Consider the following 25,613-nt stretch of genomic DNA (forward strand, 5'->3'; position numbering starts at 1 on the left):
GTCTTATCGGTATTGATGAAAATTCACCAATGAACGTATTATTCATATACGGACTTTTCGAAGTCAAGCGATGTGCACTGCACCAAGCGTCCGTGTTTTCCCTGGACCGTCGCCATCTCGCTTCAGATTCGCCACGCACTTACACTCACGCGCCAGATAATGAGAGCACCTCACGGAACCTCGCCCACCATGGACGCAGAAGACAAAGACGATGCCGAGCGTTACCGCGCCCCCGCGCTGGACAAGGGTCTCGACATTCTCGAACTGCTCGCCGAGCAGAAAGAGGGACTGACGCGCGCCGAAATCACCAAGCTGCTGGGACGCAACGCGAGCGAGATGTACCGGATGCTCGAGCGGCTGGTCGCGCGGCAATACGTGGTGCGCTCGGCGGGCGGCGACCGTTATTCGTTGAGCCTGAAGCTGTATGCGCTCGCGCATCGTCATCCGCCGATGAATCGGCTAATTTCCGAAGCGCTGCCGCTGATGCAGCGCTTTGCCGATGCCGCCGAGCAATCCTGTCATCTGGCGGTCTACGACCGCGGCAATCTGCTGGTGATCGCGCAGGTGGACGGACCGGGCACGTGGGGCATGTCGGTGCGGCTCGGTTCGCGGGTCGGCCTGATCGACACAGGCTCGGGCCGCGTGATGCTTGCGTTTCAAAGCATTGAGCAGCGCGCGCAGATGCTGGCCGAGCACACCAAGGTGAAGGGCGAAGTCACGATCGATCGCGATGCGCTGGAACTGGCCTGCGAGCGGATTCGCGCGGCGGGTTTTTCGCAGAAGGACAGCCAGCAGACGTTCGGCGTGACCGACGTCACATTTCCGGTCCAGGGGCCGTCCGGCCAGGCCATCGCGGCGCTGACCTGTCCGTACTTGCGGCGCATCGACGAATACGTCGCACCCACACTGGAAGCGGCCACGGCCTTGCTGCGCGAGACCGTGCAGGCGTTATCGATGTTTCGGGAAGAAGCACTCTAGCGAGCCGCCGCAAAATCGTCCGCTTGCGCACATGGTTTAGAATGGCGACCCTCTCAAAAATGACGCCGCATGGGTCCCCTCATGCGCGCCCTCGATCAAGCAATGGCGAAACTTCTGACCGATTCCGAATTCCAGCGTTTTTCCGAACTTCAGCAGAAGCAGTCGAGCTTCACGATCACGCCTGAAGAAGCCGACGAACTGCGCGACATCGTCGCTCACGCGCAAAAACGCCGCGACGATCGTGCCGCGGCGATGCAAAGCATCGAGACTTTCATCCAGCAATTCGACATCAGCCCGGACGAGCTGTTTTCGGCCGAACAGATCGGCGAAGCCGCGCGTACTTTCGGCCTGATTCCGGCTGCAAAGAAAGAGCGCGTGCTGCCGCCGTCGTTTACCTATAACGGCAAGCCTTATCAATGGACCGCGCGTCCGCTGCCGGACGACATTCGCATTCCGCTGTTCGACGCCTTCAAGGCGGGCGAGTCGGTGAAGTCGTTCATCGCGACGCTGAAGGACACGAACCGTTGCGCGGCGACGATCGCGCGTCTGGAACGCGAAACCGGCGCGGTTTACGCCGACGCGTTGCTCGAAGAGTTGTCGGTAACCCGCACGCAGGTGGACGAAGCCGCGGCGAAGCTGCCGGCTTGAAGTTCGTTACCCACGGGGGCTGAACGCGGCACCGAGCCGCCGTTCAGCCCTGCGCGGGTTCATCCAGCGCCATCCTGAAGCCGACCACGCCCGGATCCTCTGTCGGCGTGATGGTGAAGCCACACGCTCTGGCCAGCGCGATCATCGGCGTATTCTCCCGCAACGCCTCGCCGACCAGCCAATGCGTGCCGCGCGCCCGCGCGTATTTGATGATCCGATCCATCAGCAATTGCCCGAGGTGCCGCCCCTTTTGGTCGGAGCGCACCGCAACGGCGAATTCCGCTGTCTCGTTGTCGGGATCGGCTACGGCACGCACGACGCCAAGCGTGCGCGTCGAACCGTCTTCGTTCGTCACTGTGGCAATCAGCGCCATTTCGCGGTCGTAGTCGATCTGCGTCATGCGGGCGAGTTGCGAATGGTCGAAACTGCCGACCGCCCCGAAAAACCGCAGGCGTAAATCTTCGGGCGTCATCGCTTCCACGAAATCGCGATGCGCCGCTTCGTCTTCCGGGCGGATCGGCCGCACCGTTACCCGCATGCCTTGCCAATCGAGCGTCTCTTCGAAGCGGCGCGGATAGGGCACGATCGCGAGCCGGCTGCGCTTCGGCGCGAGACTCAGGGTCGGCTCGACGACCACCACGTAGTCCTTGAAGACCCGCAGCGTCAGCGTGAGGCCGACGATCTCCTTGACGTCGCAGACCGCTTGCGAAAGCGCCGTCAAGGCGCTCAGTGCCGGCTCGGGATCGATCAGGCGCGCGTAGCGGGAGTGCGTGACCATATCGCGCGCCAGCATCGGATTGAACGGTGGCAGACCGTAGACGCTCATCGGCTCCGACACACCATCCACCGATGGCGCGGTGAAGCGGAAGACCGGGCCGAAGTTGTCGTCGTCATGAAGCTCGACGGCGATGTCGACGACCGGTTTGGCGGCCTGCGCCTCGACCCGCAGTCCAAAACGCCCAAGAAGGCGCGCCGCCGCTTCGCCGGTTAGTTGGTGCTCACCCGCGGCGAGTGCGGCGCGTGCTTGCGCCTGAGCGGCGTCGATCGCCTCGGGAATTTGTGCCGGCAAACCCTCCGGCGTTTGCATCAGCAATTCGCGGCCCATCCGGTAGTCGACCAGACGCGCGAAGGCGCGAGCGAGCCGTTGCGGTGTCGTGTGGACCGGAATTCCCTGTGCATGCAGCGCGTCGCGCGTCGCCGCATCTACGCCGCCGAAAAAGCACGCCAGCAGCCCGCGATACGCGAAACGCTGGTTCTCGATCAACGCCTGCGCAACCTCGCCGACCGGTGCGCCATGCGTCGACGCGTGCACCACGAATGCCGTGCCGCTGCTGCGATGCTCGGCGAGCAGTCTGAGCGCCGTGCCGAAGTGCTCCGGACGGGCGTCGTCGCCGAGTTGCAGCGGGTTGCCCGCCACCGCGTATGGCAACGCCTCGGTTAACGCCGCGTCGGCTTCAGCGGGCCACGGTGCGAGCGTATCGCCGGCTGCGGCAAAGGCGTCGCAGGCGAGCGTGGCAAGGCCGCTATCGCTGGTGATCAGCGTGGCCGTGGCGCCCGCCGCGACGCGGCCGACGCCCAACGTTTCGATTTCGTCGAGCAGATCGTCGAGCGAGTCCACCCGCACCATGCCCGCGCGGCGAAAGGCGGCGGTGTAGAGCCCGTCGGCAGGATCGGCACGGCCCGAGCGCAACGCCAGCACCGGCTTGTTGCGCGCTGCCGCCCGTGCAGCCGACATGAACTTGCGCGCCGCGCGCACCGTATCCAGTTCGAGCAGGATGGCGCGCGTGCCGGGATCGCTCGCGAGGTAGTCGAGGACATCGCCGGCATCCACGTCGGCTTCGCCACCCAGCGCCACCGCGTGCGAGAACCCGAGGCCGCGCGCATGCGCCCAGCCGAGCACAGCATTGGTCAGCGCATTCGACTGCGAGACCCACGCGACCCCACCCGCCTTCACCGTGCACGACGGCGCGCCGAGATGCGCGCGCAGCGCCGGCGACACCACGCCGAGGCTGCCCGGCCCGACGATCCGCAGCAGATGCGGCCGCGCCGCCGAGAGCGCATGCCGGAGCTGCAGGCGATCGCCGTCACCCCGCGCTTCGCCGACGATGATCGCCGCGCGCGTGCCCATCCCGCCGAGCTTATGAACGATGCCAGGCCACGTATCCGGCGGCGTGCAGATCACCGCAACGGTGGGCGCCTCCGGTAGATCGCCGACGTCGTCAATCACGCGATGACCGCCGAGCATCTCGTACTTCGGATTGACGGGCCAGAGTGGGCCGTCGAAGCCTCCTTCGAGCACGCGCGACCACACCATCGCGCCAGTGCTGCCCGGCCGCTCGGAGGCACCGATCACGGCAACGGATTTGGGTCGGAACAAGGCGTCGAGATTGCGAACAGTCACGGGTGCTCCGCTGATTGGCATTGGGCGCCGACGGGACGGCGCGCGTCTTCGTCAGGATAGGCGAAGTCGGACCTTTGCGCGGAGGCTTCTTGACGACGCGGCCCCCTCTATCCGACCAGCATCAACCTACATTGGAGTTTTTTATCGCGATTAGGCAAAGCGGCGACCTTCGATGCGACAATTCTGAGGCCGCTATGAAAGCGGCTTGCCTTGAAAATCGCCGGTTCACCGTGACGCGGTGAACTAGGCAGCGCGTCGGAGACAACGCGCCGCCGGCGATGCAGCACAACCTGATTCCGCCCACGCCTGGGTCTGAGATTTGCCTCTGAATCCACGGCGTTTGCGCGGATGACCACAAGAAATAGAAGGTGAGTTATGCGGCGCTTGCCATCGCTGATCGCGTTGCGCTTCTTTGAAGAAACGGCGCGTCACATGAGTTTCAATCGCGCGGCGGTTGCCCTTTGCGTGACACAAGGCGCGGTGAGCCGGCAGATCAAGCTGCTCGAGGAATCGCTGGGCGAAAAACTGTTTGAGCGCGATCACAAAGGTATTCGTCTGACGCCGACGGGCCTGCAACTGCTGCCCTGCCTTTCCGACGCCTTCGATACGATCGAGCGCGGTTTCCGTCAGATCACCGCAGCGAAAGGCAAACGCCGCCTCGTGCTGGCGGTCCCGCCCACATTTGCGACGCAGTGGTTCTCGCCGCGGCTTGGATCGCTGGCGGACGAAATGCCTGACGTCGAACTTTCTGTACGCACCGCGCCCACCTCGGACTGCCATTGCAACATCCGCTTCGGACGCGACGCGCTCCCCGATACGCATTCCGAACTGTTGATGATCGAGCGCCACGTACTGGTCGGTGCACCAAGCTTGCTCGGTCAACCGCTCGACATCCTGCTCGAACACATGCCGGCGCTTCATGTCCTGCATAACGATACGCGACTCGAGTTGTGGCCCAACTGGCTCGCGAAGGCCGGCATGCCCGCGCGTTACGCGGATAACGGCATCGAGTTTTCAACGCTGGAGCAGGCGATTCGCGCCGCGCGCAAAGGCGCGGGGCTGGCGATCGTCGATCGCAACACGATCGTCGAAGAACTGGCCGATGGAAGTCTCGCGCAGTTTTCCGATATCGAGGTGACGGGGCCGTTTGGGTATTGGCTCGACGTGGCGCAAGAGCATGCCGGGTTGGAGTATGTGCAGGCGTTTGCGGCGTGGATGCGGGAAGAGGTTTTGAAGACGGGGTGAGGCGTCTTGGGTTTCGGGACGATAGGATCGGAATATTCCTACAAATTGAGAATATTCCGATGTTTATTGAGATGTCGCCGGTTCAATATCGGAATTACCTGATCGGGCCAGGGAATTTTTAATCCCAGTCACCGTTCTCAATTTGCTTGAAGAGCAGAGCGGTTATGTGCCGAAAGAAGCAACTAAGGCACTTCACACACACGACATCCAGCGCATTGCCTTTCAGCAAGACTCAATCCAAAGTGATTCCATTATGAATACGCTTTTCAGTATCTTTCCCGCGAAAACAAGCTTGAACCCTCGGCGACGGGCACGGTACATCGTGGCAATGGCCACATGTCTGCTGGGCATCGGTACGAGCCTCTCAGCCAGCGCGGCCTGTTCTTTCCAAGGCAGCAGCTACGCGTCAGCCAACATTGCCATGGGCAGCATCGCCGTGCCTGCAAATGTGGCTGTTGGCACCGTCCTTGCCACGAAGACGGCCCCGTATGACACGCTCATTGCGCACCAAGCTGCTAACTGCGATATCAGCCGCACGCAAACCTCGTCTATCGTCATGTCGGGGAGCGGAAATGCCGGCATATATCCAACGAATATTCCCGGCATCGGCGTGCGCGTCTACGTATGGTCCAGTACGACCTACTACAACACACCGACTACGGCTACCCTGGCGCCGGTGTCATGGAGTTATACGCTTCCGAGCGCTGGTGCATACGGAACGGGCTATCTCCAAATGCGCATCGACCTGGTGGCAACCGGTCCGATCAACGTCAGCAGTGGTAATGCCCTGTCTTATAGCGCTGCCTCTTGGTTCACAATGACGGACGGTATAAATCAATTGTCGCTTTCAGGTATTGCGGTAAACGGAACCGTCACCGTGCGTTCCTGTACCGTGACCACTTCCTCGGTTGACGTAACCTTACCGAAAGTCTTCGCCAAGGACTTGAGCACCACAGGTGCGACCTCAGGAGCGACGCCGATGAAAATCGGTCTCAGTTGCTCACAAGGAACCAATGTCAAGGTGACCTTAACTGACGCATCAGACGTGTCCAACCGTTCGACCACGCTGGGGCTTGCGCCAGGCTCATCGGCGACTGGCGTCGGCATGCAAATCCTGAACGGATCGACACCAGTTGCATACGGGCCCGACTCGTCCAATGCGGCCAACGTCAATCAATGGTCAGCCGGTACCGCTGCGGGCGGCGCCATGAACGTACCACTGACCGTCCAGTACATCCGGACGCCGGGAACATTGGTTCCAGGCATTGTTAAAGGTACGGCGACATTCACCATGTCGTATCAGTGAAACAGGCGTAAACGAAATAGGCCCCGTCACTCGACGGGGCCTTGCATGATCTATCAGCGTCCGCGTGAAAGCGCGGACATATCCTGCCTACATCGCCTTCTTGAATGGCGCGCCCGAATGTTCGCGCAATTCGTTGAACACAATCTTCGGCCACGCCTTCTGTGCGACCTCGATCTCCGACACATGCGACGCCAGATACGTCGGCGCATCCGATGCATCCAAAGCAATCCGCGCGGCATACGAATCGGTGAAACGGCGCAATTCCGCCGCATCGTCGCAAGTCACCCAACGCGACATCCGGTAACGCGCAGGCGCCATCCGCACGTCGACTTTGTATTCCGTCGACAACCGGTGCGACACCACTTCGAACTGAAGCTGCCCAACCGCACCGAGAATCATCAAGCCGCCTACTTCCGGCCGGAACACCTGAATAGCACCTTCCTCACCGAGTTGCTTCAGCGCCTCGCCGAGTTGCTTGGCGCGCATCGGATCGACCACTTCAACAGTCTGGAAAATTTCCGGCGCAAAAAACGGCAAGCCAACGAATTGCAGTTGCTCACCTTCAGTCAGCGTATCGCCGAGACTCAGCGTGCCGTGATTCGGGATACCGATGATGTCGCCCGGATATGCCTCACTCACCGTCTCACGGCGCTGCGACAGGAACGTCACCACGTTGTTGGCGCGGAAGGTCTTGTTCGTGCGCGTGACCTTCACCGCCATGCCGCGTTCGAAATGCCCCGAACACACGCGGATGAACGCGACGCGGTCGCGGTGTGCCAGGTCCATGTTCGCCTGCACCTTGAAGACGACGCCGGTGAACTTCGGCTCGTCCGGCATCACCGGACGCTGCACCGTCATACGCATCGATGGCGGCGGCGCCAGATCGACCAGCGCGTCGAGAATTTCCTTCACGCCGAAGTTATTGATTGCCGAGCCGAACAGCACCGGCGATTGCTGACCCGATAGAAACTGCTCGCGATCGAAATCAGGCGACGCCCCGGTAATCAGGTCGATCTCTTCTTTGGCCTTCACCCAGGCATGACCGAAGCGCCGTTCGCCTTCTTCGTCGCTGAGCGCGTGCAGCGTTTCGACTTCGCCGCCTGCTTTATCCTGCCCGGCGCGGAACAGGCGCACCTGGTCGCGCTGGATGTCGTAGACGCCCTGGAAGTCTTTACCCATACCGATCGGCCACGTGAACGGCACGGCGGCGACGCCCAGATGCTGTTCGATCTCGTCGAGCAGTTCGAGCGGCTCGCGCACTTCGCGATCGAGCTTATTGATGAAGGTGACGATCGGCGTCTTGCGGCTACGGCAGACTTCGAGCAGTTTCAGCGTCTGCGCTTCGACGCCGTTGGCGCCGTCGATCACCATCACGGCGGCGTCAACTGCCGTCAGCACGCGGTAGGTATCTTCGGAGAAGTCTTCGTGACCCGGGGTGTCGAGCAGGTTGATGACGGCATCGCCGTACTCGAACTGCATCACCGAACTGGCGACGGAAATGCCGCGCTGCTTTTCGATCTCCATCCAGTCGGACGTCGCGTAGCGGTTGCTCTTGCGGCCCTTCACGGTACCGGCGATCTGAATCGCGCCCGAGAAAAGCAGCAGCTTTTCCGTAAGCGTGGTTTTACCCGCGTCCGGGTGGGAAATGACCGCGAACGTGCGGCGGCGTTTGAGTTCGGAGACTGACATCGGGTCTGGCGGTCACGGATAGGGGTTCGGGCGCTTCCCGGTAGCCTGGGGCTACCGGTCTGCCACGCTTGGCGCGGTGGCGTCGAACTGCGGGAACTGGGTCAGGGACCCGCGTCACAAGGTAACTCGACCGGGTCAGAAACAGGTCATGAACGAGCGTTCGACAAAACGGGAGTCGCCAGCGCAGAACAGCGCAAGGTGCGAATGATACACGTCATGGCGCCAGAGGTATGGAAACGGTCTTTTAGGGCCGAATCAAATGGCCTGACAAAAAGCGTTCACGGGTATGCGCGAGACTCGCGACAATTTTGTGGCCACGGCTACTGATACGACATCGTGAACGTGGCCAGGCCCTTTACCGAACCGGGTACAACCGCGCCAGTGCGAATGTAACGCGCAGTCAGCGGCACCTGTAGCGTACCGCTAGGCGAAGTGCCAATCAGCCATTGTCCCGGGTTGGCGGCCGCATCGGAGTCCGCACCAAAGGTAACTGGCGCGCCCGTTGCGTCCAGAACCTGGATACCTACACCACGCGCGGAGGAGTCGCTGCTGAGGGTCAAGGTGTTGGTCCGATTGGCAACATTGACACTGTCGGTCAGCGTCATATAGACCTTGGCACCCGGTGCGCAACTAAAGCTCAGCGAAAAAGCCTGTCCACCGGCCGTAGCACCGACACCCGCCGCAAATCCGCTGACCATCGCAGTGGGCATGGAAACCGCGACCGACGAAGCATTCACCGTACAGGAAGGCGCAACAATGGTGCCCGTCGCGCCCCCACTCAGAAAATTGACCATGCCTTGTTCCGCGCCACCGACCGGACTCCAACCAATCGTTAGCGCTGGCACCGTCGTTAGCGTGGACACGCCGGCTGCAATCGGCCCGGTCACCACCAGAATCGCCCGGACGTCCCATCCACCGATGTTATTACCGCCGGATAGCGCGCACGCCTGCTGCGCTGCGTTGTTTACCAGCGTCGACCAAACCGCGACGCTAGTACATCGCGCACTTATTCGGTATCGAACCCCCAGCCCCGATATGTTCGTCTCATACACGTCGTTGTATCCTCGCACAAGTGGTGCAGCGGTGTTAACGTAGCTTGTAAAGCCTTCCCCAACGCTACCGGTACATTGGTTGGTAGCGTAAGCGAGCGGCGAGGGACTGATGGTTGCCGCCGTGGTGCCTGGCGAGGCTGACGCTGCGATCGAAAGACGCCCCGCATTAACCACGTTCCCACTGCTGCTATAGGCGCCGCATGTCACTGCGTGTGCGCAAGTAGCAGCGCATTGCATCACCAGTAATGCCGTCAACAGGCCGAGCGTCCGTTTCGATCGAAGCAATCTAGACCAATAGGTGCGTGCCTGTGAAAACCCGGCACGCAGCAGGTGTACGACATCCGGACAAGGTTTGAAATGCATGGTTTTCGATGAATCTTCCAGTTATTAGTAGGCGACGCCAACTTGCTGCGTTCCCGCTTCGAGATGTTTGGTTCCATCCGTCCCACCCACACAATGCCCTTCCACCGACATATAAGCCGCCCCCGCCTTACCACTCGACTTCGGCAACACATAATCAATCCGGCACTGCTCCGACGCCGCTGCGCCCCACTTCACAAACAACGCTCCTTGATCCTGCAGACCACGCGCGAAAATCCGGCTGTCCTGTGCGACCACACCCACGGTGTGACCGGCGTCGTCGGTGACGTCAGCGCCAAACGGCAACGCCTTGCCGCCCAGCATCGGCGCACGAACCAGCGCCGCGCGGCCGTTCACGGTCTTGTACTTCAGCATCACCACCGAACCCAGTCGCGGCACGGCTTGCTCCGAGGTCGATTCGAATTCGACGTCCGTCGAGGTGCCCTTCGGGTCGATGTCGACGGTATTTACCGCATACGGCGTCAGGTACGGCACGACCGCATAGCCGCGGCTGTCGAGCTTCACGCCCGCTGCGCTCGAAACAGCCGCGCCGGCCGCGCCCGGTGCGGACACGATACCGAACGTATCGCCCACCGTCTGCGACAAGGTCACGCCGCCCGGATGCGCGACCACGGTGCCGCTCACGCCAGCCGAAACCTGGCTCGAACCCGAACCGGTGCTCGCAGAACCCGTGATCTGCGCATACGGCGCACGGTAGACGGCACTCACGCCGGCGTTACCGGTGTTGCTGCCACCGCTACGGCCATACGTGCCGTACGCGTTGTACGAGTACTCGTTGTTGTCGCCCAGCGAACCGCTCAGGTTCGCTTGCATGTTGGTGCTGCCACCCGAGCTGTTCGACAGATTGGTCGACAGCAATGGCGCATGCTGGCTATGGCCCAGCGGAATCGTCGTGCTGACGAAATACTCGTTCGACAGTGCGCCGTTCGACGAGCGTGTACGTCCCGCCGTGATGCTGTACGTGCCGTACTTGAAACTGTTCGTATAGCCGGCTTGATAGAACGTGTCGTTGCCGTTGCGGTTCCAGTATTGACGCGACGACGCAGACAGGAACACCGTGCCCTTGTCCTTGAAATTCTGGTTGACCGTGAGTTGCAGGCGATTGCGTTCACGAAACACCGTGTTGATATCGCCGCCATGCGAAGCCAGGTCGCGCACCGACGCAGCGTCAGCGAGGTTCAGGTAACCGGAAGTCGAAAAACGGTACGCGGCGACCGCAATGTTGGTGTTGGTCGGGTCAATAAACTTGCTGTAACCGATGCGCAGACTCGTACCCTGCTGCGAACCTTGCTGCGGCACCTGAGTCTGCGCGCCGGTTATGTCGGCCGAAAATGCGCCGAACTTCGTGTTGAGTGCCGCGCCCGCATTGCCCGCCATATAGCCGTTCGCCGCGATACCGCCGCCATAGACGGTAACGAGGTTCGTGAGGCCACGTTGCAACGTGAACTGCGCAAAGTTCGGCTTCGTCTCGAGAAACTGATTGCGCAGCTGGCCGGCCGTCACCGAGAAACGCGTGGTGCCCGCACGCAGCGACTGTGCAACCGACGCGTACGGCACGCTGAAACTCTTGGTACGGCCGTCCGCCTCGGTCACGGTCACGTCGAGGTTACCGCCGTAACCGGTCGCGTACAGATCCTTGATCTCGAACGGACCAGGCGAAACGCTGGTTTCGTAGATCACTTGTCCATTCTGACGCACGGTCACACGAGCGTTCGACTCCGCCACGCCTCTCACCACCGGCGCATAGCCGCGCAGCGATTCGGGCAACATACGGTCGTCTGTGGCAATCTGCGCGCCGCGGAACGCGACGCTGTCGAACACGTCGCCGGTCGTATTGCTGTCACCCAGCGTGACCTGCGAACGCAGCTTCGTCACGTCGTGCTGCAGGTAGGTCGCGATGTTGTCAAATTGCGTGCCCTGCCCCGTTCCTGCGGACAACGACGACTGATGGCGTAGATGCCAGGTGCCGATATTCACGCCCGCGTTCAGGCCCAGATAGCTCTGTGTCGAATGTGCGCCCGATCCATCCGTACGATAAGTATTCGCGTTGTAGCTAACAAAACCGGCATTGACGCCTTGCTGCCACATTTCCGGCGGCACATAGCCCCGCGCCGCATTGCTCATGTACTTTTGCGGCACCGAGAGCGTCAGCTTCTGCTCCGAGAAATCGAAGTCGAGCGACGATTCGGGCACAACGGCAGTCAGATCGACGCATTCATTTTCGCTGGCGGCGTCTGAACCGATGGTAGCGGTCGAGTCGGCTTCGCGCTTTGATTCGCCGTCGCTCTTGCCTTCATGAACGTCGGCGGCGTCGCCAGTCTTTGCACCGGTATCCGCCGCGACCTTCGCGAAGTCCACGCCGAGGTTGCGCAGCAGCTTGCGGCTGAGACACGCGCGCGCGCCATCGCCATTGGGCTGCGCTACAAAGCGCACTTCCTCGCGCGCCACGCGCGTGCCGTTGAGCCACACGTCGACCATGTAAACGCCCGGCGATACATTGTTGCCATGCGCGAAGCGCGCGACGTCGACGGGTTGGGACGCATCGGTTCTCAGGAACGTCGTGTCGAACATGACACCCGTGCTGGGTTGGTCCGGTTCGGCTGCCTTCGCAGTTACCGATTGAAACGCTCCCACCACCCCGAAAGCCATCAAAACGACGGCCGTGACCGGGTTCAGCCCAAACGGGCCATGCTGGGAGCCGGCGCGAACATGTGACTGATGGTGAGGTGAGAGTTTCATGATTCGATTGACTTCAATTTGGCAAACAGCAGGCGTGAGTCGCCCCTTGCCAGTTGCCGGAGCAACTTGCGCTGTCTGTGAAACCTGTTGGGAAAAAGCGGCGGCTGGGTGCCGCCTCGCGTCAGGCCTTCGTCTTACTGACCGAGTTGCGCCTCGCCCGGCATCGCGCCGCCGTAGTCGCTAATCGCGGTGAAGTGAACAGTCGAGCCTGCACCAACCGCATTCATCTTCGCGATTGGAAATACCTCGGTGGCATGCGGAGCAACCATGCCGCCCGTTTCGTTCTTGAACGTGTGGCCGCTGCTGACGACGTCGATCTCGCTAAACGACACGTGATACGCCGTCGGATTCGAAACGCTGACCGCCTGTCCCTTGCCATCCGCGGACGGCACGACCTTCCAGCTCAACTGTGCGGGTGCCTCTTCCGGCTTGCCCGGCAGCTTCGACGGGCGCACGAAAACCTTGATACGGGTGCGGAATGCCAGTTGCAGCACGTTCTGTTCGCCGCTGTTGGCCGCCTTCGGCGGAATGTCCAGCACGTTGAGCCAGAACACCGATTCGCGATCCGTCGGCAATGCTTCTCCGCTGTACATCACGCGAAGTGTTTGCGACTTCCGCGGGTCCATCCGGAAAATCGGCGGCGTGATGACAAAAGGCACGTGAATATCGCCCGGCTTTGCATCGGCATTGCCTTCGTCCATCCACACCTGGACCAGCGACGGCTCGCGGCTGTCGTTATCCAGCTTGACTGTCACTTCGCGCTGGTCGAGCGGATACACCACACGCGTTCCGCCGATCGTCACGCTTGCGTCTGCGCTGCCTGCCAGCAACGCACAGGCAAAACCGAGTCCTATCGCCATTCGACCGAGCACTTTCATGTCATTCACCTTTTTTAATCAATCTCGAAATAGAGCCGCAAAAAAGAGGCGCTCGCATATGCGAACGCCTCCGTTCGCCGTATTACTGGTACTGCATCGTGTACTGCACCGACGTGTTCACGGCACCTGCGGTGGCGCCGCCCTTCGAGTAGTACTGAGCGAAGTACTTCAGCGCCGCGCTACCGCTGGCGATCGTCGCACCGTTGTTGGTGAGGTCGTTGTTCGCGCCCGTGGTGATATTGATCGGCAGCATGTTCGCGTTCAGCAAACGCACTTGCACGTTGGTTGCACCGCCTGCCGCCTGGTTGTTCAGATAGCCGGAGGTTTGATCGACGTTCGGACCGTTTTCAAAACGTGCAACCGCCTTGGTCGCGGTACCCGTACAGCCGCTCAGGCTGAAGGCCAGGTCGGTCGGGCTCGACGTGCCGCCCACAGCACCTGCAGCAGCCAGCGAGTTGGCCGAAACCGTCGGCAGTACGATGGCCTTGTCGGCAGCCGTACCGGCCGCTGCGCCGTTGACCGAGCAGGTGCTATCCGACACCGTGCCGGTAATCGTGATCGTGCCGTCAGCTGCGTGAGCGCCAATCGATGCGAGACCCAACAGGCTGCCTGCGACGACGAGCGTAGGGAGGAAAGACTTTTTCATTGTTACTGCTCCACTTGGTTAAAAGGTCGTGGTCAAATTCGACGACGAATCTGTGCTCATCACTCATTCGTCGCTCGCCTTCGCCGTTTCAATGTCTTTTGGCACCGCCAGTCATGGCTGTCCTTCAGTTGCGCGCCATTGAAATCATGTTCAGGGCGTAATTGAATGTTAGGGTTTTGCCTTACAGGTGTATCTCAGAGCATTCTTAATTTTTAAGATTGTTCTTCCGAACTTTTCGGGTTTATCTGACACGTTCCTATTTATGAGACGGCGCGAAGCAGTGCAATTCGCTGGGCACGAATGAAAAAAGCCCGAAGCGTCATTCAGACGCTTCGGGCTCTCCTGGAACCGGGGTAATGCAGTGCCGCGCTATCCGCGCGCTGCCTCATTCAAAGTCAAATGCTTGGTCTCCGGCGCCCATGCAATCGACACCATCATCCCGACGAACAAAACAAATGCCAGCGCCATCATGGTGGCGTGAAAACCAAGCTGCACGATACCGAGCGGCAGCAGGAACGTGCCGACCGCGGATCCGAGCCGACTGCATGCAATGGCCAGCCCGACCCCACATGCGCGCACTTCGGTCGGAAAGCACTCCGGCGGAAACACGCCCACCAGATTAGAGAATGCAGACATCGTGAGCGTGAACAACGCAAACGCCACGATCACGCCAAGCGTCGCCGATTCCGGCAGCACACTCAACGCAATCAGTGACAAACACGTCACCGCGAATGAGCCGATCAGAAACACGCGTCGCGGCAACTTGATCGTCAACCAGATGCCGATCAGTGCGCCCAGCACGAGAAAGCCGTTCAGCAGGAAATCCGCGCCCGAGTCATTATTCAAATGAATTGCCTTGAGGATGGTCGGCAGAAACGTGTAGATCGCGAAATACGGAATCACAAGGCAGACAAAGAACGCGCAATTGAAAATCGTCCGGCGAATCAGGTCCTTTTTGAACAGACGCATAAAGCCGCCAGGCATTTGCGCGTGGTCGTCGTGCGCGCCGTCGAGCGTTACATTCGCACCGAAATGCTTCAACACGATCGCCTTGGCTTCCTCGACGCGTCCCTTGCCGTGCAGCCAGCGCGGCGACTCCGGGGTGCCCATGCGCAGAATCAGTACCAGCAACGCCGGGAAGCCAGCCGACGCGAGCAGCCAGCGCCATGCGTCCGGAGAGGCATCCGCGTAATGCATGCCCAGCACGTTGGCCGCTACGTAGCCAATCGTCCACACCACGCTGAATGACCCCAGCAGGGTGCCGCGATGCTTGCGTGGCGAAAATTCAGCGAGGATCGCGTGTCCAACGGCAAAGTCGCCGCCCATCCCGAAACCGATCAACACACGCAGCAAACACAACTCCAGAGGCGAGCGTACGTAAAACTGCGCGAAAGCCGCCAAGGTGATGATCAGGAAGCTCAGCAGAAAGATTTTCTGTCGTCCGAGACGATCCGACAGCCAGCCAAACACAAGGCTGCCGAGAAAAATGCCCATTAGCGCGGAACTGCCGATCATGCCCATCCAGAAAGCGTCGAGCGGCATCTGCCGGTTCAGCGACGCGAGCGCATAGCCGATCGTCCCCAGCGCAAAGCCTTCGGTGAAATGCGCGCCAAAGGTCAAACCCGCGATCTTGATATGGAACGCGTTCAACGGAACGTCGTCGAGAGGAATAGCTGCGTGCGCCGAGAGCATCGCGGCGCGCGGCGGGGTGGCAACGAGACCGATGGCGGCCACCTGGGAATCCTGATTACTCACAGTGTCTCCTTCGTTATGTTGACGGCCATTACGCGGGCGACATGGCATCATTCACCCGCAATGGCCGCGCATGTCCGTCGCACAGGCTGCGCCACGCGCGGCGGACACATGAGCACCTGAGTCGGGGCTAGCCGCGCAGGCCGCCCATCATCATGTACTTCAGTTCGGTGTATTCGTCGAGACCGTACTTCGACCCTTCCCGCCCGAGGCCCGATTGCTTGACGCCGCCGAACGGCGCAACTTCGGTCGATAAGATGCCTTCGTTGATGCCGACCATGCCGCTTTCCAACGCCTCGCCGACCCGCCATGCACGCGCCAGATCACGTGTGTAGAAATAGGCGGAGAGGCCGAACGGCGTGTCGTTCGCAGCCGCGATCGCCTCTTCTTCGGTGTGGAAACGGAAACACGCCGCGACCGGCCCAAAGGTTTCTTCCGACGCGATCAGCATCGAGCCGGATGCGTCCGCCAATACCGTCGGTTCGTAGAACGTGCCGCCGAGCTCATGCGGCTTGCCGCCGGTCAGCACCGTCGCGCCTTTCTGCAGCGCGTCGGCAACGTGCGCTTCCACCTTGCGCAGCGCCGCCTGATTGATCAGCGGACCTTGCTCGACATCGCCCTGTAACGCATTGCCGACGCGCATCTTGCGCACCGCCGCGGTCAACGCCTGCGTGAATGCGTCGTAAATGCCGTCTTGCACGTAAAAGCGATTCACGCAGACACAGGTTTGCCCGGTATTCCGGAATTTCGATGCCATCGCGCCTTGCACGGCCGCGTCGAGGTCAGCATCGTCGAATACGATGAACGGCGCGTTGCCACCCAACTCCAGCGACAGCTTCTTCAGCGTATCGGCCGATTGCTTCGCCAGCAGTTTGCCGACGCGTGTCGAACCGGTGAACGACAATTTGCGCACCACCTCGGACGCCGTCAGCACGCCGCCGATTTCGATCGCATCGCCGGACACGATGTTGAACACCCCGGCCGGAATCCCAGCCTTCTCAGCGAGCACCGCCAGCGCGAACGCCGACAACGGCGTCTCCTCGGACGGTTTGAGCACCATAGTGCAGCCCGCCGCGAGTGCCGGTCCGGCCTTGCGCGTAATCATGGCGAGCGGGAAATTCCACGGCGTAATCGCCGCGACCACGCCCACGGGTTCGCGCGTCACGATGATTTTCGCGTTGGGATTCGGACTCGGAATCACGTCGCCGTAACTGCGCTTTGCCTCCTCCGCGAACCATTCGAAGAAACTCGCGGCGTAGCCAACTTCGCCGCGCGCCTCCGCGAGCGGCTTGCCTTGCTCGAGCGTCAGCAGTTCGGCCAGTGCCTCGCGGTGTTCGAGCATCAACTCACCCCATCGCCTGACGCGGGCACCGCGCTCTTTCGCCGTGAGTTTCCGCCATGCAGGAAGCGCACGCTCGGCCGCTGCAATGGCCTGGGTGGTTTCCGCAGCGCCGCCCTTGGCCACTTGAGCGATGACCTCACCCGTCGCCGGATTCAGGACGGGATACCGCGTCGCACTTTCGTACCATTCGCCACCGATATAGTGGCCAGTCCGCAAAAACTCATTCATGCCGCTTTCTCCAAAGTTTCGACGAAGCTGCCTTGCGCAAGCCGTGGCTCACGCGCGATGCGTTTGCCGGCGGTGTAGTCGTTGATCAGATCGCACGGTGTGTAATTGCGCTCGAGTTCGAACAGTTCGTCGTCGGACAGCTTCGTGCTCAACGCGGCCAATGCGCTATCGAATTGGGCCGGCGTATCCGCGCCCACCAGCATGCTCGCCACGCCGCCGTGATTCAGCACCCAGGCTTGCGCGATCTGCGCAGCGGACACGCCACGCCGCGCGGCCACCCGCGCCACCGAAGCAGCAATCTCACGCGAAGCCACATCGCCATACATTTGCGCAGTGAAGAAGTCGGTCTGGTTACGCGTCGAATTCGGCTCGCAGGTCAGCAGGCCCCGCGCCAACGGACTGAACACCGACACGCCGACGCCCTGATCCTGGCAGTACGGAATCATTTCGCGCTCTTCCTCGCGATAGGCGAGGTTCAGTTGCAACTGCATATTGATCGGCTTGTGCCAGCCGTTGCGCTCGCACACCTGCATGATTTTGGCGAACTGCCACGTGTACATCGTCGACACGCCGATATAGCGGGCTTTGCCGGCGCGGACGATATCGTTCAACGCCCCCATGGTTTCTTCGACCGGCGTATTCACGTCGAAGAAATGCAGCATGTAGATATCGACGTAATCCATGCCGAGCCGCGTAAGCGAAGCGTCGATACCATCCATGATGTGTTTGCGCGAATGACCGCCGGCGTTCTGATACGTGCCCATGTCGTAGCCAACCTTGGTCGTCACGACAATTTCCTCGCGGCGTGCGATGCGCTTCAGAATCCGGCCCACCACTTCTTCACCGACACCGGTCGAATAGAAATCAGCGAGGTCGATAAAGTTGACACCGGCTTCGAGCGCGTGGCGCACGATCGGCTCGCTTTGCGCCTCGTCGAAAATCCACGGCTTCCATTGCGGCGTGCCCATATTCATCGTGCCGAGACACAGGCGCGAAACTTTGAGACCCGATTGGCCGAGGCGAATGTATTCCATCGTGCTTGTCTCCTTGCTGATCGCATCCAGTTGCGCAGGCGGTCGCGCAGCACTCACGGCGCGCGAACCGCGTTGCGCGTGATTAACGTTGTTTGGGGGTGTAGAACGGATTCGATACGTCGCGCGCGGCGGCGAACACTTCATCACGATGCGGCAGGCCCTTCATCGCCGCGAGGATCGCGTTTTTGCACGCACGGTAGTTGTTGTCGAAGACGGCGTCGAGATTGTCCGTGGCCGGATTAACCCAGTTCGCCGATACCACCACCCAATCGTTTTCCGCTTCGGGCGGCAGCGTGCCGTTCTCGAGGGATTCAGCCACCGCCTTCGCAATACCGGCTTGCGAGGCGCCCCACGTCGCATTGCCGTGGAAGTCGCTGCCGATCTGCGCCTTGTTCACGTATAGCGTGAGCGGCTTGGTCGGCACGCCGGGTCTCGCGATCACGACGAACGGCGCGTGACCCGCGGAAGGCGTCGCCAACGCGGTGGCGAAAGCCTGACCCGCAGGCCCGTTGCGCGGGCCGACGAGCACGTTGATGTGCGCGAGGTTGACACCTGGGCCTTCGAATCCTTCGCCGATAAAGAGTTGCTTGTCTGTCGATACGCTCATGGTCTATCCGTCGGGGGTGAGGAGATGACCCATTGTGCTGTCGGGTCTTCGCGACCATGTATCGATGAGTTTTGATCCGGGGTATGAGGCGAACTCATCTCCGGGTTTGCCCGAGCATCCTGCATGGCGACGACGCGACGCACTGCGCCGCGCATCCGGACACGCGCAAAGGTGAGGGTTTTCGGGACTCGCGATTGCGAACCTCGAATGGGGATGAAAAGTGAAGACACCACGAGCCGCTCACGCACTCATGGCGTGAGATTCAGCGGCCGGCCAACGTCAGGGGAAAAGGTAGTAGCGCAACCGGGCGACCCGCCACGCGATGCTTCGCATAGCCTGGGAAAGCCCGTCAGCAAAGGCTGGCGCGGGTTTCGAGGACGGCGGCCCGTTACGCCGGCCCGCAGGGATAAGCGCACCGCAAGGTGCGTCGTCCGACAAAACCAGGCTCACCGAAACAATCCGTCCTGACACGAGGCAGCGCGTGAAATCCGCGCTGCGCGTTGCAAGCTCCGGCGAAAGGTGAGCGTTTTCGGGACCCTCTCAGCGGTGCAAGAAAAACTTTGCGCAAGCTCACTTCAGAAAAATCAGGCGCGTTGCGCGCGCGTGCGCGACGCTCGACATATCTTCAACCTTCGATCAGAAAGCGCTCGCGATTCTTGCCCACGAGCCAGCCAGGCGAACGGCCTCGGCCGGTCCACGTCTCGCCTGTTTTCGGATTGCGGTACTTGGCTACCGAAGCGGTTTTGCGTGTTACCGCATGCTTCTTCGTAAAACCCAGCTCTTCCGCTGTCAGGTCGTAGTCGGCAATCTTCTGCTTGATGTCGGCGATCGCCTGCGCGATTTCTTTTTCGCGCGCCGCGGCGACTTCCTTATGGAGCTTTTCGAGTTGCGCGGTCAACTGCTTGTAGGTGGCCATGGCGGGTACTCCGATCGATTTGACGAGCCGCTCTGCGCGGACGCCCCAGAAGAAGTCCCCCGCCCCGAAGGAAGTCCCGTGGGGGATTGGAGGACACTATCAGACGAAAAAAGTGCCGGATAGAGAGACCCGCAAGGCGACCCTCGTCAGGCGGCCCGCATAAGGTGCGTTCGCGCCGGGTGGCACGGTTAGCCGCGGTTCAGGATGGCCGGTTCAACTGCCGTGGCCAATGCACTCAATCGTCAATTGCATCGTACACGCGGCGTTCGAAATCGAGCGACATCGGGAAGGGTTCGACGGCCCGCCGCTGAATCAGCATGATACCGATCAGGTTTTCCACCGGATCGGCAAACCAACTGGTGCCATACGCGCCCGGCCAGCCGAACGAACCTGCCGAGCGGTAGCCGAGCGGCAACTGCTGCGCCGGATCGTCGACGATGGACAGACCGAGGCCAAAACCCTGACCCGCCCACATCACCTGGCCGAACGCCGGCACACGACGCTGGTCGCGGGTCAGAAAATTCGAGCGCATCAGATCGACCGAGCGATGCGACAGCAAACGTGTCGAGCCGACGCGCCCCCGCCCGAGCAATAGCTGCGCGAATTGCAGATAGTCCTGCGCGGTCGAGACAAGGCCACCGCCACCGCTCTGGAACCGGTCAGGATTTGCCCAGCGGCTTGCCGACGGATGATCTTCGATCACGCGCCGCTGCGTGCCCGGCGCGACGCCATAAGCCGTCGCCAAACGCGCGAGCTGCGCGTCGGGCACCCAGAACGCCGTGTCGCGCATGCCCAGCGGTTCGAAGATCCGCGTCCGGAAAAAGTCGCCGAGCCGCATGCCGCTGACTCGCTCGATCAGCACGCCGAGAATGTCGGTCGCGATGCCGTAATGCCAGCGCGAGCCGGGTTGAAACATCAACGGCAAACTGGCTATGCGTTTTAACCACGCGTTCGCGTCGCCGCGCGCTTCAATACCGTTGAAGGCCGCCGCGTAAGCCTCGGCCAACGGACCGGTGGCGGTGAAGTGATAGGCATAGCCGGCACGATGCGTGAGCAGATCGAGCACGCTAAGCGGCGTTCTGGCTGGGTCGGTTTCGTCGAGCGGGCCGGTAGGGTCGCGCAGCACGCGCGGCGCCGCCAGCTCCGGCAGCCACAAGGAAATCGGTGTATCGAGTGCGAGGCGATCCTCTTCGACCAGCATCAGGATCGCCGCGCTCGTAACCGGCTTGGTCATCGAGGCGATACGAAACAGCGTATCGCGCTCCATGGACAATTGCGCCGCTTCGTCACGCAAGCCGAGCGGCTCGAAATAGCCGATCTCACCGCGCCGCCAGACCAGCGAAACGACGCCCGCCACCTCGTCGCGCTCCACATAGCCTTGCATGGCGTTCGTGAGCGCCGTCAGCCTGACGGTTGAAAGTCCTGCAGGTTGCATGCTCCTCCTGATCCCAAATGTTACGTTCCCTTATTTTTCAGGAAACGTTACCCGATCAGGCGGTACACGTCACCCTCCCTCCTGAGGGAGGTCACGCCTTTTTCCGCCCCTCCAATGCCGTCAGGGCTGCATCGAGCCGTTTGACGCGACTGGCCTGCGCCGGCACCAGGGCCGCCCCGGACACCAAAGCGATGCGGTTGCGCCAATAGGACAGTGGGATGCGGTCTTCTGCAGAGATATGTGAAATTACATGCTCAAGATGTTCGATATCTTTTTCGAGTTGATGATGATTCATTGTTTTCCCCGGAATTACGCATTGGACTCGTTTAAAAAGCATAAAGCATGCCGCAATTACATCATCCAGCCACTCAAACGGAAAAACTTTCTTGCGCCGTTAATCCGGCCTGCCGTAACTCGGCAAAATCTTCATATATGTTTTAACGCTGAGCCCGCCAGACGAGGATACTGCCCGGAATCTTCACGTTCCGTTAGGTGCCGCACCGACCCGGCTTAATGGAGAACCCGGAGCGCTTTATGATCGGCACGGACAATATAAGCAATGACTTGGGAGCAGTTCAATAAATACGCAACGCGCATGATAACCGTTTTCAGAAATGCGCATTGAAGCCAGGTATTGATAACGACCATATGCGTATTGGGCAACGTCAACTCGCCGCATGGCCGGATTTGGCCGCTAAAAGGGGTTTGCACTAAGAGGGGAGACGCCCGCCGTCACGCCTGCGCGGCGGGAATAAGGAAAGGAAATTGTCATTCCCGTCACGCCGGCTGTTGGCTGGCATAACGTTATTTTGCGCGACAGGCGTATATCAGACTGAGCGTGCCGTTATCGCTGGATTGGCGCACGACGTCGAAAGCACCGCCACAAGCCGCGTTTGCCTGCTGCGAGCAGGAGTCGGAGCCGACTGGACATTGGACCAGCGTAGTCGGTCGGCCGTCGGATAGAAACAGCGGCGCGCTGCTGCTGCAACCACCCAGAATAGCGATTGCGGGAAGCGCCAGCGCCGCACAGGCCCGGCGCGCGCAAAGGGAAAGGCTGTGTTTCATTTGAAACCCCGATCACGTCTTGTTTTTCGATCAAGCGATTGTGCCACGCGGCCATTGCGCTGCGTCATTCGATGACGCTGGACTTTGTCACACCTCGATACCGTATGCCGCAATCTTCTTATAGAGCGTCGCGCGGCCCATGCCGATCTGCATCGCCGTCTCGATCACGCGGCCACCGTTGGCGCGCAGGGCGTCGCTCAGATACCGCTTTTCGAATCCAGCCATGGCCTCGCTCCACGAAGTCGCGCCGGGCACCACCGAAGCCGGGTCCGAAGCCTGCGTCTCGGGGACCATAGATACCTGAGGACGATGGCCGCCATGTGACGGACCGATAAACGGCGCCAGCGCACGTGCATCGATTCGCTCGCTGTCCGACAGCATCACCGCCCTTTCCAACGTATTGCGCAGCTCGCGCACATTGCCGGGCCAGCCGTACGAACACAGCAGCTGCAATGCATCGTCCTGCAATTCAAAGTGACTGGCGCCGCGCGCCTGCGTCGACAGGTCCTCCAGCATGGCGTAGGCAAGCGCTTCGATATCGGACAAACGCTCCCGAAGCGCCGGCGCCTGGATTGTCAGCACGTTCAGCCGATAGAACAGGTCTGCGCGGAAACGCCCCGCTGCGACCAGCGCCGACAAATCGGCAGAAGTCGCGGCGATGATCCGCACATCCGCGCGCACGATCCGGTTCGAGCCGAGCGGCTCGAACTCCTTGTCCTGCAGCACGCGCAACAGCTTGCCCTGCAAAGGCAGCGGCATGTCGCCGATTTCGTCGAGAAACAGCGTGCCGCCGTTCGCGAGCTCGAATTTGCCGACCCGCCCTTTTCGGTCCGCGCCGGTATAGGCGCCGGGCGCGGCGCCGAAGAATTCGACTTCGAGCAAGGTGTCCGGAATCGCCGCCACGTTGACCGTCACGAGCGGCTGATTCGCCCGCGCCGACCCGCCGTGAATGGCATGCGCCAGCAATTCCTTACCGGTGCCGGTTTCGCCGAGCAACAGTACGGGCGACTCGAGTTGCGCGGCGCGGCGCGCCTGGCGCTTGACCTCGAGACTCGCCGCGCTCGTGCCGACAAAGCTGCCGAACGTGTACTTCGCCCGTCTTGCCTGCGCGAGCGACTGACGCGTTGCGATCAATTCTTCCTGCACGCGGGAATAGTGAGAAAACAGTGGCGTGAGCGCCTTCAGTTCGTCGAACAACGCGAAACCCACCGCGCCTACCGTTACACCGGCGTCGTCTTTCAGCGGCAGCCGCGTCACCACCAGCGGTTCGCGATCCGTTTCGAGGATGTCGAGCAGAATCGGTTTGCCGGTGTTCACGACCTCGCGCATCAGGCTGTTCGGAATCACTTCCTCGCAATCCCGGCCGATCGCCTGTTGCGGGTCCGAAAAGCCGAAGCGCGCCGCGTAGCGCTTGTTGATCCAGACGACGCGCGCCTCGGCGTCGACAATGAACGTGCCTTCACTGAAATTTTCGAACGTCCGGAAGAGCGATTCCATCGCCCGGCGGAGTACGTCGCCGTAGGTGGCAGGAAGACCTGCCCAGTCGTTCATCATGGTGTCGCTGTCTCCGGCTATTGTTTTAGTTATGTTTGTCTCATATTGTAGACAGCTTATCTCATCGACGAGATCGCCAGCAAGCTCACCCAATAAGGGTTTAACCTCGAATGGACTTATGTTCGGCTGATTTGCGTCCCGATTTAGAGACGTTTGGGTACAATCGGCCGCATCACGTTTCGAACTTCGCCTGTGAAATCAATGAGCAGGCCGCTGCAGCGCAGGTGGCATGGAATCTGCATTTGCGGGCGCCGGGCCGTCGCTCTCATCGGGACGGCGTACACGTAGAACAACCAAGCTTCGGAGACTCAATGTCCTTTGTTATCGTCCTCGCCGCACTGGCGTTTCTGATGTTTGCCGCGTATCGCGGCTACAGCGTCATTCTATTCGCGCCGATCGCCGCTCTCGGCGCGGTGCTGCTCACCGATCCGGGCGCCGTCGCCCCGGTGTTCTCCGGCATCTTCATGGAGAAGATGGTCGGTTTCGTGAAGCTTTACTTCCCGGTGTTTCTGCTGGGCGCGGTGTTCGGCAAGGTGATCGAACTATCCGGTTTCTCGGAGTCGATCGTGGCCGCGGCCATCCGCTACATTGGCCGCTCGCGCGCCAACGCGGTGATCGTCGCGGTGTGCGCCTTGCTCACCTATGGCGGCGTCTCGCTGTTCGTGGTGGTGTTCGCCGTCTATCCGTTCGCGGCCGAGCTGTACCGCCAGAGCAATATTCCGAAACGCCTGATGCCCGGCGCGATTGCGCTCGGCGCGTTCTCGTTCACGATGGATTCGCTGCCGGGCACGCCGCAGATCCAGAACATCATCCCGACCACCTTCTTCAAGACGACGTCCTGGGCCGCGCCTACGCTTGGCGTAATCGGCTCGCTGTTCATCATCGTGGTCGGCCTCACCTACCTGGAATGGCGCCGCCGCGCGGCCATGGCGACCGGCGAAGGCTACGGCACGGATCTCGTCAACGAACCGGAACGTGTCGAATCGAAGCAACTGCCGCATCCGCTGCTCGCGGTCGCGCCGCTGGTGCTGGTCGGCGTGGCGAACTTCCTGCTGACCCGCTGGATTCCGAACTGGTACGGCGCGTCGTACACGATCGCGCCGGACATCCTGCCGGGCATCCATGCACCGGTTACCACGACGATCAAAAGCGTCGTCGCGATCTGGGCCGTTGAAGGCGCGCTGTTGCTCGGTATCGTGATGGTTGTGGTAACGGCGTTCGGCCGCGTGCGCGAGCGCTTTGCGATCGGCACCAAGGCTGCGGTGGCGGGCGCGTTGCTGGCTTCGTTGAATACCGCTTCGGAGTATGGTTTCGGCGGCGTGATCGCGGCGTTGCCGGGCTTCCTGGTAGTGAGCGACGCGCTGAAGAGCATTCCGAATCCGCTCGTCAATGCCGCCGTTTCGGTGAGCTCGCTGGCGGGCATCACGGGTTCGGCATCGGGCGGTATGAGCATCGCCCTCGCGGCCATGTCCGACACGTTCATCAAGGGCGCGGAAGCGGCGCATATCCCGATGGAAGTGCTGCACCGGGTCGTCGCCATGGCGAGCGGCGGCATGGACACGCTGCCGCATAACGGCGCCGTGATCACACTGCTGGCGGTGACGGGGCTCACGCACCGCCAGTCGTACCGCGATATCTTCGCCGTGACGGTAATCAAGACGCTGGCGGTTTTCTTCGTGATCGCGGTGTACTACATGACCGGGCTGGTGTGATCGGC

The 25,613-nt window shown here is 61.1% G+C and carries 20 protein-coding genes; 5 read left to right on the forward strand and 15 right to left on the reverse strand.

What is annotated here, in order from left to right; genetic code table 11:
• Positions 1 to 189 precede the first annotated feature (189 nt).
• Both HWX91_RS01125 and HWX91_RS01130 read left to right on the forward strand, forming a co-directional pair.
• Positions 190 to 978 carry an IclR family transcriptional regulator gene (locus HWX91_RS01125; RefSeq protein ID WP_028196055.1) on the forward strand — a complete coding sequence of 263 codons (789 nt, stop codon included), beginning with the start codon at positions 190 to 192 and terminating at the stop codon, positions 976 to 978.
• A 102-nt stretch (positions 979 to 1,080) separates the two neighbouring features.
• Positions 1,081 to 1,626, forward strand: a complete 546-nt coding sequence (locus tag HWX91_RS01130; protein WP_025496037.1) for a hypothetical protein — start codon at positions 1,081 to 1,083, stop codon at positions 1,624 to 1,626.
• 43 nt (positions 1,627 to 1,669) lie between these two features.
• Here the strand turns inward: HWX91_RS01130 and HWX91_RS01135 are convergent, their stop codons facing one another.
• Entirely contained in the window at positions 1,670 to 4,027 is a 2,358-nt protein-coding gene (locus HWX91_RS01135; protein ID WP_028196054.1) for a bifunctional acetate--CoA ligase family protein/GNAT family N-acetyltransferase, read from the reverse strand.
• 375 nt (positions 4,028 to 4,402) lie between these two features.
• On the opposite strand from HWX91_RS01135, the gene HWX91_RS01140 reads away from it, so the two are divergent.
• Both HWX91_RS01140 and HWX91_RS01145 read left to right on the forward strand, forming a co-directional pair.
• Positions 4,403 to 5,272, forward strand: a complete 870-nt coding sequence (locus HWX91_RS01140; RefSeq protein ID WP_028196053.1) for a LysR family transcriptional regulator — start codon at positions 4,403 to 4,405, stop codon at positions 5,270 to 5,272.
• A gap of 142 nt (positions 5,273 to 5,414) precedes the next feature.
• Complete coding sequence (locus HWX91_RS01145) at positions 5,415 to 6,578, forward strand: fimbrial protein (protein ID WP_081833026.1); 1,164 nt, start codon at positions 5,415 to 5,417, stop codon at positions 6,576 to 6,578.
• A gap of 87 nt (positions 6,579 to 6,665) precedes the next feature.
• Here the strand turns inward: HWX91_RS01145 and HWX91_RS01150 are convergent, their stop codons facing one another.
• From HWX91_RS01150 to HWX91_RS01210, 14 genes are all read right to left on the reverse strand, one after another.
• The gene (locus HWX91_RS01150; protein WP_025496032.1) at positions 6,666 to 8,267 is read right to left on the reverse strand and encodes a peptide chain release factor 3; all 1,602 of its coding nucleotides are present in this window, start codon (positions 8,265 to 8,267) and stop codon (positions 6,666 to 6,668) included.
• Positions 8,268 to 8,587: 320 nt separating this feature from the next.
• The gene (locus tag HWX91_RS01155) at positions 8,588 to 9,130 is read right to left on the reverse strand and encodes a fimbrial protein (protein ID WP_162181288.1); all 543 of its coding nucleotides are present in this window, start codon (positions 9,128 to 9,130) and stop codon (positions 8,588 to 8,590) included.
• 576 nt (positions 9,131 to 9,706) lie between these two features.
• Positions 9,707 to 12,439: a fimbria/pilus outer membrane usher protein gene (locus HWX91_RS01160; protein WP_042274751.1), complete on the reverse strand. Its 2,733-nt coding sequence runs from the start codon at positions 12,437 to 12,439 to the stop codon at positions 9,707 to 9,709.
• Between the two features lie 134 nt (positions 12,440 to 12,573).
• Entirely contained in the window at positions 12,574 to 13,317 is a 744-nt protein-coding gene (locus HWX91_RS01165; RefSeq protein WP_025496029.1) for a fimbrial biogenesis chaperone, read from the reverse strand.
• A gap of 82 nt (positions 13,318 to 13,399) precedes the next feature.
• Positions 13,400 to 13,963 (reverse strand): fimbrial protein, encoded by a 564-nt coding sequence (locus HWX91_RS01170; RefSeq protein ID WP_028196052.1) that lies wholly within the window; start codon positions 13,961 to 13,963, stop codon positions 13,400 to 13,402.
• A gap of 369 nt (positions 13,964 to 14,332) precedes the next feature.
• Positions 14,333 to 15,718 carry an MFS transporter gene (locus HWX91_RS01175; RefSeq protein ID WP_028196051.1) on the reverse strand — a complete coding sequence of 462 codons (1,386 nt, stop codon included), beginning with the start codon at positions 15,716 to 15,718 and terminating at the stop codon, positions 14,333 to 14,335.
• Positions 15,719 to 15,845: 127 nt separating this feature from the next.
• Positions 15,846 to 17,285, reverse strand: a complete 1,440-nt coding sequence (locus HWX91_RS01180) for an NAD-dependent succinate-semialdehyde dehydrogenase (protein WP_028196050.1) — start codon at positions 17,283 to 17,285, stop codon at positions 15,846 to 15,848.
• Positions 17,282 to 18,319: an aldo/keto reductase gene (locus HWX91_RS01185; RefSeq protein WP_028196049.1), complete on the reverse strand. Its 1,038-nt coding sequence runs from the start codon at positions 18,317 to 18,319 to the stop codon at positions 17,282 to 17,284. The genes HWX91_RS01180 and HWX91_RS01185 overlap by 4 nt, the downstream gene beginning before the upstream one ends.
• Before the next feature lie 82 nt (positions 18,320 to 18,401).
• Positions 18,402 to 18,926, reverse strand: a complete 525-nt coding sequence (gene fae, locus HWX91_RS01190) for a formaldehyde-activating enzyme (RefSeq protein ID WP_028196048.1) — start codon at positions 18,924 to 18,926, stop codon at positions 18,402 to 18,404.
• A gap of 625 nt (positions 18,927 to 19,551) precedes the next feature.
• The gene (locus HWX91_RS01195) at positions 19,552 to 19,842 is read right to left on the reverse strand and encodes an H-NS histone family protein (protein WP_028196047.1); all 291 of its coding nucleotides are present in this window, start codon (positions 19,840 to 19,842) and stop codon (positions 19,552 to 19,554) included.
• Between the two features lie 235 nt (positions 19,843 to 20,077).
• Complete coding sequence (locus HWX91_RS01200) at positions 20,078 to 21,277, reverse strand: serine hydrolase domain-containing protein (protein ID WP_028196046.1); 1,200 nt, start codon at positions 21,275 to 21,277, stop codon at positions 20,078 to 20,080.
• Positions 21,278 to 21,368: 91 nt separating this feature from the next.
• Positions 21,369 to 21,572 carry a hypothetical protein gene (locus tag HWX91_RS01205; protein ID WP_028196045.1) on the reverse strand — a complete coding sequence of 68 codons (204 nt, stop codon included), beginning with the start codon at positions 21,570 to 21,572 and terminating at the stop codon, positions 21,369 to 21,371.
• A gap of 509 nt (positions 21,573 to 22,081) precedes the next feature.
• Complete coding sequence (locus HWX91_RS40560) at positions 22,082 to 22,342, reverse strand: hypothetical protein (RefSeq protein ID WP_081833024.1); 261 nt, start codon at positions 22,340 to 22,342, stop codon at positions 22,082 to 22,084.
• 87 nt (positions 22,343 to 22,429) lie between these two features.
• On the reverse strand, positions 22,430 to 23,896 hold the full coding sequence (locus tag HWX91_RS01210; protein WP_028196044.1) for a sigma-54 interaction domain-containing protein: 1,467 nt from the start codon (positions 23,894 to 23,896) through the stop codon (positions 22,430 to 22,432).
• 311 nt (positions 23,897 to 24,207) lie between these two features.
• Here HWX91_RS01210 and HWX91_RS01215 point away from each other — a divergent pair, with 311 nt between their 5' ends.
• Positions 24,208 to 25,608 (forward strand): GntP family permease, encoded by a 1,401-nt coding sequence (locus tag HWX91_RS01215; protein WP_028196043.1) that lies wholly within the window; start codon positions 24,208 to 24,210, stop codon positions 25,606 to 25,608.
• The last annotated feature ends 5 nt before the right edge of the window (positions 25,609 to 25,613 follow it).

The organism is Paraburkholderia fungorum (assembly GCF_902833645.1).
Classification (GTDB): Bacteria; Pseudomonadota; Gammaproteobacteria; order Burkholderiales; family Burkholderiaceae; genus Paraburkholderia; species Paraburkholderia fungorum.

Bases quoted from the DNA above. Each gene is read 5' to 3' on its own strand.
- HWX91_RS01160 (WP_042274751.1), bottom strand. From the start codon at position 12,439: ATGAAACTCTCACCTCACCATCAGTCACATGTTCGCGCCGGCTCCCAG.
- HWX91_RS01200 (WP_028196046.1), bottom strand. From the start codon at position 21,277: ATGCAACCTGCAGGACTTTCAACCGTCAGGCTGACGGCGCTCACGAAC.
- HWX91_RS01210 (WP_028196044.1), bottom strand. From the start codon at position 23,896: ATGATGAACGACTGGGCAGGTCTTCCTGCCACCTACGGCGACGTACTC.
- HWX91_RS01195 (WP_028196047.1), bottom strand. From the start codon at position 19,842: ATGGCCACCTACAAGCAGTTGACCGCGCAACTCGAAAAGCTCCATAAG.
- fae (WP_028196048.1), bottom strand. From the start codon at position 18,926: ATGAGCGTATCGACAGACAAGCAACTCTTTATCGGCGAAGGATTCGAA.
- HWX91_RS01215 (WP_028196043.1), top strand. From the start codon at position 24,208: ATGTCCTTTGTTATCGTCCTCGCCGCACTGGCGTTTCTGATGTTTGCC.
- HWX91_RS01205 (WP_028196045.1), bottom strand. From the start codon at position 21,572: ATGAATCATCATCAACTCGAAAAAGATATCGAACATCTTGAGCATGTA.
- HWX91_RS01165 (WP_025496029.1), bottom strand. From the start codon at position 13,317: ATGAAAGTGCTCGGTCGAATGGCGATAGGACTCGGTTTTGCCTGTGCG.
- HWX91_RS01170 (WP_028196052.1), bottom strand. From the start codon at position 13,963: ATGAAAAAGTCTTTCCTCCCTACGCTCGTCGTCGCAGGCAGCCTGTTG.
- HWX91_RS40560 (WP_081833024.1), bottom strand. From the start codon at position 22,342: ATGAAACACAGCCTTTCCCTTTGCGCGCGCCGGGCCTGTGCGGCGCTG.
- HWX91_RS01150 (WP_025496032.1), bottom strand. From the start codon at position 8,267: ATGTCAGTCTCCGAACTCAAACGCCGCCGCACGTTCGCGGTCATTTCC.
- HWX91_RS01130 (WP_025496037.1), top strand. From the start codon at position 1,081: ATGGCGAAACTTCTGACCGATTCCGAATTCCAGCGTTTTTCCGAACTT.
- HWX91_RS01140 (WP_028196053.1), top strand. From the start codon at position 4,403: ATGCGGCGCTTGCCATCGCTGATCGCGTTGCGCTTCTTTGAAGAAACG.
- HWX91_RS01125 (WP_028196055.1), top strand. From the start codon at position 190: ATGGACGCAGAAGACAAAGACGATGCCGAGCGTTACCGCGCCCCCGCG.
- HWX91_RS01180 (WP_028196050.1), bottom strand. From the start codon at position 17,285: ATGAATGAGTTTTTGCGGACTGGCCACTATATCGGTGGCGAATGGTAC.
- HWX91_RS01185 (WP_028196049.1), bottom strand. From the start codon at position 18,319: ATGGAATACATTCGCCTCGGCCAATCGGGTCTCAAAGTTTCGCGCCTG.